Source organism: Helicobacter jaachi (assembly GCF_000763135.2).
In the GTDB taxonomy this organism is placed as follows: domain Bacteria; phylum Campylobacterota; class Campylobacteria; order Campylobacterales; family Helicobacteraceae; genus Helicobacter_C; species Helicobacter_C jaachi.
In genome coordinates, this window is the sequence record NZ_JRPR02000001.1 from 136,073 (window position 1) to 148,147 (window position 12,075).

Genomic DNA, 12,075 nt, shown 5'->3' on the forward strand with positions numbered 1-12,075 from the left:
GATTCTATATTTGCCTATCCGTGGTAATTTGGCGCTTCTTTAGTAATATCCACATCATGCACATGCGATTCCCTAAGTCCTGCAGAAGTAATCTCCACAAACTCTGCTTTCTCCCACAATGTAGGAATATCTTGACTGCCTAGATAGCCCATAGATGATTTTAGCCCGCCGATGAGTTGATGAATGACATCGCGCACTTTTCCGCGATACGGCACTCTGCCCTCCACACCTTCGGGTACAAGCTTATCTTGTGCTGTGCCTTCTTGAAAATACCTATCTGCACTGCCGCGTGTCATAGCCCCCATACTGCCCATACCGCGATAGCTTTTGTATTGTCTGCCTTGATAGATGATTAAATCGCCCGGACTTTCCTCTGTGCCTGCTAGTAGTGAGCCTATCATCACCGCAGAAGCGCCAACAGCAAGCGCTTTAGCAATATCGCCAGAATATTTTATCCCGCCATCGGCAATAATTGGCACATTATGCTTTTGTGCTACCTGCGCGCAGGCGTCAATGGCAGAAATTTGAGGCATTCCTACACCTGCTACAATGCGCGTAGTGCAAATACTGCCCGGTCCTATGCCTACTTTTATGCCATCAGCTCCAGCGTTGATTAAATCAAGCGTGGCTTGGGCGGTTACGACATTGCCCACTATCACATCAATGGCAAGTTTTGATTTAATTTTTTCTAAAGTCTTAATCACATTAATAGAATGCCCATGCGCAGAATCTAGCACCAGCACATCGGCTCCAGCATCAGTTAATGCCTCTGCACGCTCAAATTGCTTCACACCAATAGCCGCTCCAACCTTTAATCGCCCAAAGCTATCCTTACAAGAATTTGGATACTCTATGCGTTTTTGAATGTCTTTAATGGTAATAAGCCCTTTAAGCGTGTAATGCTCATCGACAATGGGCAGCTTTTCGATTCTATGTTTGTGCATAATTTCTTTGGCTTCTTCTAATGTCGTGCCAACTTTTGCTGTAACAAGCGAATCTTTAGTCATAAGCTCGCCTACGCGCTTATTTAAATCCTGCTCAAAGCGCACATCGCGATTAGTTAAAATCCCAATGAGCTTGCCATATTCATCAACCACAGGCACACCAGAGATTTTATAATTATCTGTAATAGCCTTTGCATCAGCAAGCGTGCTATCAGCGCGGATATAAATGGGGTCTACTATCACGCCGCTTTCACTTTTTTTCACACGCTTAATTTGCTCTACCTGCGAGGTAATGTCCATATTTTTATGAATAATGCCAATGCCTCCGCAGCGCGCCATCGCAATAGCGGTGCTAGATTCTGTAACCGTATCCATAGCCGCGCTTATAAGGGGGATATTGAGCGAAATATTTTTGCTAAGCATAGTTTGCGTGCTTACCTCTTGAGGGAGAATGCTTGAATAAGCGGGGATAAGCAAGACATCTTCAAAAGTAAGGGCTTTTTGCTTGATTTTCATATTCACTCCTTGTAACAGATTTGCATAAATTTTAGGCGAGTTCCTTTTCTAGCCCATAAGCGGCATTAAGAATAGTTTGCTCTGCAAAGCGCGCGCCAATAAATTGCATACCAATGCTTAAATTATGTTCATCTTTATCCGCAGGCAAGGAGAGCGCAGGCAAGCCTGCAAGATTAACTCCAATGGTGTAAATATCGCTTAAATACATTTGCAAAGGCGATTGAGCCGCGCCAAATGGTGTTGCCACACTAGGCGCTACAGGGAGCAAAATCACATCGCATTCTTTAAAAATCTGTGCATAATCTGCACAGATTTGCTGCCTCACTTGTTGCGCTTTAAGATAATACGCATCATAATACCCGCTACTTAGCACAAAGCTTCCTAGCAAAATGCGCCTTTTGACTTCCTCGCCAAATAGGCTAGAGCGTGTGTTGAGATATAGCTCTTTAAGATTATTTGCCTGCGCCCTTGTGCCATAGCGCACGCCATCAAAGCGCGCAAGGTTTGAGCTAGCCTCTGCGGTGGAGATAATGTAGTAGGTAGAGACATGAAAGCGCGTATCAAGCATACTTTTTTCCACAATGGTATGTCCCATAGATTCTAAAGTTTTAATGGTTTTCTCATAGGCTTTTTGCACACAAGGCGTGGCGTCTTTTAGAAAATCTTTTAACACAGCAATTTTGTAGCGTATATTTGGATTTAATTCTTTAAAAGTTTGCAGTGGCGCGAGATTTGCACTTGTAGAATCTAGGCTATCATATCCGCTAATGCTGTCCAGTAAAATCGCGGCATCCTCTATATTTTGCGTAATAGGTCCAATTTGGTCTAAGCTTGAGCTATATGCCACTAAGCCATATCGACTTACTCGCCCATAGCTAGGCTTTAGCCCCACACAGCCGCAAAATCCAGCCGGCTGCCGTATAGAACCGCCTGTATCGCTCCCAAGTGAAGCAATGGCAATACCAGCAGCCACTGCTGCGGCACTCCCACCACTGCTGCCACCGGGCACACGCGAGGTGTCAAGGGGATTTTTCACCCTGCCATAGCAGCTAGATTCTGTAGTGCTGCCCATAGCAAACTCGTCCATATTTGCGCGCCCAAAGGCACACATTTTACTTTGGTGTAGTTTTGCAATTACGCTTGCGTTATATGGAGCGATATAGCCTTTTAGAATCTTGCTTGCACAAGTAATCTCCCAGCCTTTAACATTAATATTATCTTTAATAAGAATAGGCACGCCCTCACCACTCTCCTCAATCTCACCGATGTAGGCATTAAGCTCTGCATACTCTTTAGCGCGCTGCTTTATGTCACTTTTTATCTCTTTTAGCTCGCCCTCTGTTTTATTCAATGCTTCTTTTAATGTTATCATCTATGCTCCTAGAAATAGGCTAAATGCGCGGTAATTATAGAATCTAACCTCAAAAATAAGTTGATAGATACTTAAAGCAGCTATAACTTTATACTTTGAGGGCTCGCAGGGCAATTCACTTGCCCGCAGACAAGACACGCGCGGCTTTTTATAAAAAAGCAATAGCGCGGAAATTATAGAATCTTATTGCTTTAAAAGCTATAAACATTCATACACTCTTTTCAAAAAATCTAGCTGCGAAGTGCTATGCAGCAAAAGCATATCCGCTAGCACAAGTGAAACCATAGCTTCTGCTACTACACTGCCGCGCACCGCTACGCAAGGGTCATGCCGCCCTTTGATGTGGCATATTTGTGCTTTTCCTGCAGTATCAAGCGTGTGTTGGGGGAGAAATATGCTAGGAGTGGGTTTGAAATGTGCTTTCACAAGCAGTGTATTGCCATTGCTAATACCCCCTAAAATCCCGCCGCTATGATTAGTCTTAAAGCCTTTTTTATCCATTTCATCATTATGCTCGCTGCCATATTGCGCGCTAGATTCTATACCATCACCTATTTCTACGCCTTTTACAGCATTTAAACCCATAAGCGCAAGCGCAAGTGCGCCATCAAGGCGATTATACAGCGGCTCTCCTAACCCCGCAGGCAGCCCATCTGCGCATATAAGTGCTACGCCACCTATACTATTATGTGCTTTTTTGGCTTGTTTAATAAGCTGCTTTTGCTCCTCTTCGCGCGCTGCGTCAAGAGCGTAAATCTCGCTATTTAGCGCATAATTAAAGTCAATATTATCCGCGCAAATACCGCCTATAGCATAAATACCACTTTGCACTCTAATATTAAATGTTTTTAAAAGCATTTGTGCAATGCTACCTGCTGCCACCCTTGCTGCACTTTCTCTCGCACTCGAGCGCCCTCCACCGCGATAATCGCGTATGCCATATTTTTTAAAGTATGTAAAATCCGCATGACCTGGGCGAAAAATATCTTTGATATTTGTATAATCGCTGCTTTTGGTGTTGGTATTAGCTATCCACATACCAATGGGCGCGCCTGTGCTTAATCCCTCAAATACCCCGCTTAGAATCTGCACCTTATCGGCTTCTTTGCGCCCTGTGGCGTAGGCGTTTTTACCCGGGGCGCGGCGATGCATATTAGATTCTATAAATGCTTCATCAATGTATAATCCCGCAGGCACGCCATCTACCACGCAGCCAATGCCCGCGCCGTGTGATTCGCCAAAGGTAGTTACGCGAAAAGCAGTGCCAAAGGTATTCATTCTTGCTCCTTTTTGGTGAGGTGGCGCAATATCTCATAGGCTTTGTGCGCACTTTTTTGCTGTGCTTCTTTTTTTGAGCCTCCAGAGGCTCTAGCATATTCTTTGCCTTGTATGCTTAGCGCTACTTCAAAGCTTTTTTTATGGTCAGGTCCGCTTTCATTTAAAATCGTGTAGGTGGGGATTACGCCATAGAGGGCTTGTGTGAGTTCTTGCAGGGCAGTTTTATAATCCATAAATAAAGAATCTAAATCAATTTTAGTGTAATTTTCCTCAAGGAGCGCGTTAATAATGCGTTGGGCGTGTTTTAGGCTAGATTCTAAATAAATTGCGCCAATGAGTGCTTCAAAGGCATTTGAGAGGATTGAGGCTTTTTGCCGCCCTTTGTTATGCTCCTCGCTTTGTGAAATATATAAAAATGCGCCTAAATCAATGGATTGTGCGAGTTTCATAAAGCCCTTTTCATTCACAATACACGCGCGCAGCTTTGATAGCTCGCCCTCTTTTGCGTGCGGAAATTTCTTAAATAAATACTCTCCCACAAGCAAGTCTAACACAGCATCGCCTAAAAACTCAAGCCGCTCGTTATTATAGGGCTTTTTGTAGCTTTTGTGCGTGAGGGCTTCTAGGAGGAGCTGCTGTTTTTTAAATGTGTAGCCTAGTTTATGTTCGAGTAAATGCGGTGGTTTGGGTAGAGTGTGAGCCATAATTATCCTTTATTTTTTAAAAGATTGCGCGGCAAGTTTGGCTAGCCTATCGCATAATTCATTTTGCTCTTGTCCTGCGTGTCCTTTTATCCAGTGCGCGCTTATTTGGTGGGACTTTGCAGCTTGCAAGTAGGCTTGCCATAAATCAGGGTTTTTTATATCTTTAAACTGCTTTTCTTGCCATTTATCAATCCACATATTAATGCCATTGCACACATAGCTTGAATCGCTATAAATATCCACGATACAAGGCTCTTTAAGGGCTTTAAGAGATTCTATAACGGCTAAAAGCTCCATTCTATTGTTTGTGGTGTGGGGTTCTCCACCGGTGAGAATTTTTTGCTTACCTTGAAAGGAGAGTATGCCGCACCAGCCGCCTGCACCGGGATTACCAAGTGAGGAGCCATCACAATAGAGGGTAACTTGCTTCATCGGCAATATTCCTTATTTTACATAAAACATCAGTATTTAATAACTCTCCGCAATTTGAGCAGCGTGCGTTCTCAAATGGAAAAATATGCTTGCAACTATGGCAGCGATACTCAAAGTCTAAATCCACTTGAATATGCGAATACTGCTTTAAAATGCGCATATTTTCTAAAGCAAAAATTTTGCAACTTTGATTATCATTTATCCAGCCCTTAGCGCGATACACATCAAGGATTTGCGGGTTTGTTATAGAATCTAGTGGTACACTCTCGCGCTCAAAATGCCATAATATATCAATCATGCCAGCTATGCGCTTGCTTTTTTCTATCTCCTCCCAAAAAAGCGAGCGATTGACATCTTTAAAATACTGCAAAATGATTTTTTCTAATCTTGGCTCTTTGGCTTTAATGTCATTAAGCTTTTGAATCTTAGTAGAGAGCTGCATAGCGTGGTGATTAATGAGTAAAAGCGTGCTAAGATAGGCTTTATTGAGTGAAATGGCATTAAAAAATCGCTCTTGCGCCATTGTAGCGCTCATCTCACTATCATAAATCTCCTCAATACACTCAAGGGCGTTAATAGCGTTTTTGTATTCATTGAGGCTTTCATAGGTTTTGAGCAAATAGATAAGCACTTGCGGATTTTTAGGATAATTTTTTAAAATCTCTAAAAAAATATTTTTTGCCCTTTGCAAAAAGCCCGCAGTGTAGTAGGCTGTGCCTAGATTCTGTAATATTTCAATTCTTGATTTGGCACTCTCTTTGGTGTGTTTGAGATTTTCTAAAATGCTAAGATAGATTTTTATAGCCTCTTGCGTATTGCCGCTTTGGATATAGGCATTAGCAATAAACTGCAAGGTAGGAATAGGATTATGCGATAGGGCTAGAAACTCCTCCACACCTTGCGTAAGCCCCACAAATTCATAAGATTTAGCGAGATTTTTGAGCGAGCGCTCTTTTTGTTTATCCTTATAGCGATTGCGCCAATAGTCAATAAGCGCGGCTAGGGCGATGATTGAAACTAAAATAATAATGCCAAAAAGTGGGTCGGAATAAAACATATCATTCCCTAAGGGTTACTATGTTTGCACTTGAGCGGATTTTATTAAAATGCTCTGTGATGATACTCTGCTCTTTATGCGCCATAATTTTTTGATTGATTAAAGGCTTTGCCTCTTCAAAGCTTATAGCCTTTTCTCCTAGTCTTTCTTTGATGAAAAAGCTCACAAAGCCATTGCCGCCAGTGGTCAGCACAGGGGTGAATTCATTATTTGGCGTGTGGATAAAAATTTGGGCAATTTGAGGTGTGAGCGAGGATAGCGCGATAGTCTCGCTTATTTTTTCCACGCCTTGTATATTTTGCTTAGGCGCAGCAATTGCTTTTTGCAAGCTTTCATCACTTTGCGCCATATAGCGCACCACGCGCACAGATGATGGCATAAGGAATTCTTTTTTATGCTTAGTGTAGTAGGAGAGCATTTCATCTTCGCTAGAAATGGAGATATTAGAAGCTAAGATTCTTTGCATAAGCTCTTTAGTTTGGAGCTGCTTTTTAATCTGTGTGCGGTATTCTTGCAGGCTTAGTCCATTGCGCGTTACTTTTCTTAAAAATTCATCTTTGCTTAGGTTGGCATTTGCTGCTAAAAGCGCGATTTCCTCATCAATTTTAAGTTCCTCAATACTAATTTTAAATCGCTCAATCTCATCATCTTTTAATCGCTCATTAATGAGTAAATCAATAGCGGCATCTTTAGAAATATGCATTTTATCTTGCAGCGCGGCGATTTCATGTAGCGTGATAGCATGCCCATTTACGCGGATAGCTACACCGGCTATGATTTCTGCCTGTAGGCTCACTATGCTTAAAATACATAAAACACACAATATCGCTTTCACTTTGTATCCTTTTGGTCTTTTAATAAGATGCTAGTTTGGATTTCATTTTATCATATTCAAAGCAATTTAGAGTAGAATTGCGCGCTTTATTTATTCGTGTATTACTTGCGCGCAAGCAGCAATCACAACAACATCTAGCCATAGGGGAGGGGTGATGAAAAAAATACATTTTGATGAGGTTACTAAAACTATTTTTGTGCTAGCTTTGAGCGCCTTTTGCATGGGCGTTACGGAGTTTATTATCGCAGGCGTTTTGCAAGATGTGAAAGTATATTTTGATATAGATTCTAATAAAGCCGGCTTGCTTACGACATTATACGCAGTGGGTGTGGTCATTGGTGCGCCGATTTTAACTATTCCCTTTAGTAGCTTTAATCGCAAATTCCAGCTGCTTTTAAATTTAGGCGTTTTTGCGGTGGCAAATTTTGTAATTTTTATAAGCGATAGCTTTTGGCTCACAGCTCTTGCACGCTTTATCGCAGGCACGCAGCATGGAGTGTTTTTTGTCATTGCTACCATTACAGCCATTCAAGTATCCCCCAAAGAAAGAGAATCTAGCAATCTCGCCCTTATGGTTTCAGGGCTTACTATTGCGCTTGTGAGCGGTGTGCCGCTAGGGACATTTATCGGGCAGCTTTTTGGCTTTAAGGCTATTTTTTTGCTTATTTGCCTTTGCACGCTGTGCGCGTTTTTTTGCGCCATTGTGTTTATGCCCGGACACTTGCAGGGTAGTCAAACGCATATTTCTACCCTTTTTAAAGCCTTTTTGCACAAACCCCTGCTTAAAGCCTATGCTATTACGGTATGCACTTGTGGCGGGGCATTTGTGCTTTATACTTATGTGAGTGATTTATTGGTGGAAAAAAGCCATTTTGAGAAAGAAAGTATTGTGTATATTTTGCTGTTGTATGGGGGATTTGCTATTTTGGGCAATCTCTTTGGCGGCAGGCTTGCTGATAACAAAGGCTCTATCCGCGCTTTGCAAATCATTTTATTTATGCAAGTTGTATTTTATGCGCTTGTAAGCTTAAGTGCGTATTCTCAAGTGCTTGTGGTGATAAATTTGGCGCTTATGGGTTTTCTATCATTCTCCTCAATCCCAGCGCTCAAAATCAATGCGATGAATGCCGCGCGCAAATGCACGCCAGATTCTATGGATAGCTCAGTGAGTGTGAATGAAGCTGCCTTTAATGTAGGCATTGCTTTAGCTAATCAAATCGGTGGATTGGTGGTAGTTGCGCCATTTTTGGGCATCGGGTTTAATCCCCTCTTTGCTTCGCTTTTTGCCCTGCCCGCACTTCTTTTGGTGCTTAAAAGCTAGCTTTTGCTCCCTATAAAGCACCATATAAGGCACACAAACCAGCAAATCACACTCCAACCTAAAAAGAAATTTAAAAGTCCTATGATAATGACATTGGGGTGCTTGCGCACGAGGGCTATAAAGGTGGGCAGCATATATAAAAATATCAGTATCCAGCCTATAGATTCTCCAAATGTCCTACCTGCATCGTATGCGTCCATTATAGAATCTCGCTAATAATTACGCATTTCGAGGTCTTTTTTGTCAAATGGGTCTAGCACTGCTTTTTGGTATAGCATTTTTGATTCTCCAGATGAGCTCGCCTGTATGAGTTGCTCTATATTTGTTGGCGTATATACAATGGACTCAAAATCATTTACAAAAAATACACCTTTTAACTGCTCACCACTAAACATATACTTTTTACCATTATTTGTAGCATGTGGTATCATAATAGTGTGGCAGAGCTGCGATTCGCCCCACTCATCAGCCAATACAAAGAAGTTACAAAAGGCTATTTCTCCTCCTTGCGGGAAATCATAGCCCAAAAACCCATCGTCGGCTGTTTGTGCAATTTCCGCTACGCCTCCCACAAGGACATCAAATTGTGCTTTCATAGCCTTTTTGTCTAGTGCAGAATCATCAAAATCCCTATCTAAATTTGCTTTCCCTAAGTGTTTTATAATCTCTGCTTCGTAGTTATAGTTTTTGTCTCCATAAACATTCTCGCTAAGATTATCGCTGCACTCACCGGTTTTGTGTTTATATTGGCGAATTTCTTCAAAATAAAATCCTTCGTAAAATCCTCCGTTTTTGAATTTTAATTTCCCACTTCCGCAGAGGATTCTATCCTCCTTGTCTTTTTTATTTACCATGTATTCTTTAAAAAACTCTCCATTATTGTCAGAAAAATTTATATTAAGTGCCACAACCTTGCCTTGATTTTTTTCTAAAAATTTCCAAATCTCTAGCGCATCATCGGCATTTTTAAGCGTTATGCTAAGCTCTTGCATTTTCTTTTTCTCTAGGTTAAACACACTTGGGAAAAACACCGCGATAATGCCTATTGCCGCTACTAAAAAGCTCGTAATTGAGCCAAGTATTACCTTTTTTTCAAATTTGATAGCCATTTTGCCCCCTAATTTAGAATTTAAAGCGTGGATTTTATTATTTCTCTTTGGCTGCTATCAAACACCCATAGGTGTTTGCGCTACGCACGAAAGTGATTTATTTTGCGATAAAAACTTATAGGTGTGTGCGTTGGAGAAAAGTGAGCAAGATTATTTAGATGCCATAGTGTTGCATATCAAGCTATTGCGCAAAAAGCGGCATATCTCGCAGCTTGAGCTTGCTCATATTTTAGGGCATAAATCACCCAACTACATTGCAAAAATTGAGACAAGAAAGCAAGGAGCAAATTACAATCTCCACCACCTCTATGCCATTGCCAAAGCCTTTGAGTTAGAGCCTAGCGAGCTTTTACCAACTTTAGAGGAAGCAAGGGCGCTTATAGAATCTAAAGCCTGCCATTAAACCTAAGAGCTTCACTGCGCAAATAGCGTGGAATTAGATTCTGTGCAAAATAGCAATGCACTCTCTATGGTGTGTGTGCGGAAACTGGTCAAATAGCCCAAATCGCGTCATTTTATGCGTAAGAGATAGAATCTGCAAATCCTCTAGCAGCGATTTTGGATTGCAAGAGACATACACAATAAGCCTAAAGCGCTCCAAAAAGTGCAGAATCTCCCTATCTTTTACCCCACTGCGCGGCGGGTCGATTAGCACACAATCAAAGGCAAAATTATGCAAAGACACATCTTTTAGTCTAAAAAATGCGCGCTTAAGGCTTAGCGCCTCTATGCACTCAAAGGCATTAAGGCGCACAGGCGTGATATTGTAAGTATGATTTAGCTTAATATTTTCGTGCAGTAGGGCGATAGCAGATTTTACCACTTCAGTGGCGAGCACTGCTCTAAAAAGTGGAGCAAGCATAATGCTAAAATTCCCACTCCCACAATATAGCTCAAGCAAATCGCCATTTACGCCTAAATCTTGCAGCGCGCTAAAGACAAAGGCAAGCATTTTGGCATTGATAAAAGGATTGGGCTGGGAGAATTGCGCCTCCTTTTTATAATAGCGATATATGCGCTTTTTCTCACTACCCTCAAAGAGTGTGAGCTGCTCAAGGAGCGTGTCTTGTGAAAGTATAAGCTTTTGATGTTTGCTGCGCCCTATGATGTGGATATGCGCATTAAGCGCGCTAGAGAGATAAGATTCTAAAATACGCGCGCGCTCCTGCCATGCGCTATCTAGTGTTTTATGATAAATGAGCGTAATGATAGCCTCTCCTTGCAGGCTGGAGAGGAGATTGCACGCATAAAGTTTGGTGTGTAATACAGAATCTAGGCGCAGATTCTGTATTAAAAGCGGCATTATTGCCTGCAAGACTGGTAGCAAAATAGGGCATTTGGAAATAGGCACACGCGCGTTTTTATGCAGGGTATTCATTGCAAAATCTAGTTGCTCACTTTTATAGAATCTAAATTCCGCCCTTGCTCTAAAGGCTTGCTTAGGTGAGGCAAAAAGTGCAAAGGGCGATGATAAATCTTGCAAAAAGGCTCTAAATTCATCTAGCGTAGAGAGAGCCTTTGCTTCAAGCTGCGCTTTATAGGGGCTTAGCGGATTATTACACCCGCCACAAATGTGAAAATGCGCACAAGTCATAAATATATAGAATCTACGCTACTTAAAGCCCTGCACGAGATTGCCAATGAGCAGATTCCACCCATCAACTAGCACAAAGACTAAGATTTTAAAAGGCAGCGAAATCATCACCGGTGGGAGCATCATCATACCCATTGCCATAAGCACGGAGCTAATGACCATATCTATCACTAAAAAAGGCAGATAGAGTAAAAATCCAATCCAAAATGCCGTTTTTAGCTCGCTAATCATAAACGCCGGAATAAGCACAGTAAGCGGCACATCATCGATAGTTTTTGGATTATCAAGGTTGCGGATTCTAAAAAATAGGGCTAAATCTTTTTGACGAGTGTTTGTAATCATAAAATCCTTAAAAGGCACGATAGCCTTTTCAAACGCCTCATCATAGGAGATTTTTTTATCCATATAGGGCTTTATGCCTACCTCATAGCTTTTAGTCGCCACAGGCTCCATAATAAAAAATGTCAAAACAAGCGCTAAGCTCACAAGCACTTGTGTGGGCGGGGACTGCTGCGTGCCAAGTGCGGTGCGCAAAAAGGCAAAAACAATCACAATGCGCGTAAAGCTAGTCATCACAAGCACGAGTGAGGGCGCAATCACTAGTAGCGTGATGATAAGCACAATATTAAGCGTTGCGACAAGCTCGGTAGGCTCTTTTGGCGTGGTTAGCGATAAATCTACAGAGGGCAGCACAGGATTTCTAGGTAGTGATGGGATAGATGGCACATTTGAGGGTGCAGGCAGTGCTGGAGTGCGATTCTCATCAAGGGCAAAAATAGGCTCAATAAGAGCTATGCACAAGCCTAAAAGGCATAATATCTTTTTCAAAATGACTCCAAAATTAAAAATAAATAAAGCTTAAAGGGCAGAATTATAAAATTTAGTGTGTTAAAATTACATAAATCAAGCAAAT

The 12,075-nt window shown here is 41.8% G+C and carries 13 protein-coding genes; 2 read left to right on the forward strand and 11 right to left on the reverse strand.

Annotation, left to right across the window (positions count from 1 at the left end):
- Positions 1 to 14: 14 nt before the first annotated feature.
- The 7 genes from guaB to LS71_RS00720 form a co-directional block, all read right to left on the reverse strand.
- Positions 15 to 1,460: an IMP dehydrogenase gene (guaB, locus tag LS71_RS00690; RefSeq protein WP_034354433.1), complete on the reverse strand. Its 1,446-nt coding sequence runs from the start codon at positions 1,458 to 1,460 to the stop codon at positions 15 to 17.
- 31 nt (positions 1,461 to 1,491) lie between these two features.
- Positions 1,492 to 2,832 (reverse strand): Asp-tRNA(Asn)/Glu-tRNA(Gln) amidotransferase subunit GatA, encoded by a 1,341-nt coding sequence (gene gatA / locus LS71_RS00695; protein WP_034354436.1) that lies wholly within the window; start codon positions 2,830 to 2,832, stop codon positions 1,492 to 1,494.
- 198 nt (positions 2,833 to 3,030) lie between these two features.
- Positions 3,031 to 4,110, reverse strand: coding sequence for a chorismate synthase (gene aroC, locus LS71_RS00700; RefSeq protein WP_034354437.1), 1,080 nt, complete (start codon positions 4,108 to 4,110; stop codon positions 3,031 to 3,033).
- Entirely contained in the window at positions 4,107 to 4,814 is a 708-nt protein-coding gene (rnc, locus tag LS71_RS00705) for a ribonuclease III (RefSeq protein WP_034354442.1), read from the reverse strand. The genes aroC and rnc overlap by 4 nt, the downstream gene beginning before the upstream one ends.
- Before the next feature lie 9 nt (positions 4,815 to 4,823).
- Entirely contained in the window at positions 4,824 to 5,246 is a 423-nt protein-coding gene (gene rnhA / locus LS71_RS00710) for a ribonuclease HI (protein WP_034354444.1), read from the reverse strand.
- Positions 5,221 to 6,303 carry a hypothetical protein gene (locus tag LS71_RS00715; protein WP_034354446.1) on the reverse strand — a complete coding sequence of 361 codons (1,083 nt, stop codon included), beginning with the start codon at positions 6,301 to 6,303 and terminating at the stop codon, positions 5,221 to 5,223. The genes rnhA and LS71_RS00715 overlap by 26 nt, the downstream gene beginning before the upstream one ends.
- A gap of 1 nt (position 6,304) precedes the next feature.
- On the reverse strand, positions 6,305 to 7,138 hold the full coding sequence (locus tag LS71_RS00720) for a peptidylprolyl isomerase (RefSeq protein ID WP_034354448.1): 834 nt from the start codon (positions 7,136 to 7,138) through the stop codon (positions 6,305 to 6,307).
- Between the two features lie 154 nt (positions 7,139 to 7,292).
- Here LS71_RS00720 and LS71_RS00725 point away from each other — a divergent pair, with 154 nt between their 5' ends.
- Positions 7,293 to 8,459: an MFS transporter gene (locus LS71_RS00725; protein ID WP_034354451.1), complete on the forward strand. Its 1,167-nt coding sequence runs from the start codon at positions 7,293 to 7,295 to the stop codon at positions 8,457 to 8,459.
- On the opposite strand, the gene LS71_RS00730 is transcribed toward LS71_RS00725, so the two are convergent.
- Both LS71_RS00730 and LS71_RS00735 read right to left on the reverse strand, forming a co-directional pair.
- Positions 8,456 to 8,659, reverse strand: a complete 204-nt coding sequence (locus LS71_RS00730; protein ID WP_034354454.1) for a superinfection immunity protein — start codon at positions 8,657 to 8,659, stop codon at positions 8,456 to 8,458. The two genes, LS71_RS00725 and LS71_RS00730, sit on opposite strands and share 4 nt — an antisense overlap.
- Before the next feature lie 12 nt (positions 8,660 to 8,671).
- The gene (locus LS71_RS00735; protein ID WP_034354457.1) at positions 8,672 to 9,568 is read right to left on the reverse strand and encodes a hypothetical protein; all 897 of its coding nucleotides are present in this window, start codon (positions 9,566 to 9,568) and stop codon (positions 8,672 to 8,674) included.
- Positions 9,569 to 9,698: 130 nt separating this feature from the next.
- Here LS71_RS00735 and LS71_RS00740 point away from each other — a divergent pair, with 130 nt between their 5' ends.
- Positions 9,699 to 9,971 (forward strand): helix-turn-helix domain-containing protein, encoded by a 273-nt coding sequence (locus tag LS71_RS00740; protein ID WP_052057998.1) that lies wholly within the window; start codon positions 9,699 to 9,701, stop codon positions 9,969 to 9,971.
- Between the two features lie 33 nt (positions 9,972 to 10,004).
- Here the strand turns inward: LS71_RS00740 and LS71_RS00745 are convergent, their stop codons facing one another.
- Entirely contained in the window at positions 10,005 to 11,162 is a 1,158-nt protein-coding gene (locus LS71_RS00745) for a tRNA (uridine(54)-C5)-methyltransferase TrmA (RefSeq protein ID WP_034354460.1), read from the reverse strand.
- A gap of 18 nt (positions 11,163 to 11,180) precedes the next feature.
- Positions 11,181 to 11,990: a flagellar type III secretion system pore protein FliP gene (gene fliP, locus LS71_RS00750; protein ID WP_034354461.1), complete on the reverse strand. Its 810-nt coding sequence runs from the start codon at positions 11,988 to 11,990 to the stop codon at positions 11,181 to 11,183.
- Positions 11,991 to 12,075 lie beyond the last annotated feature (85 nt).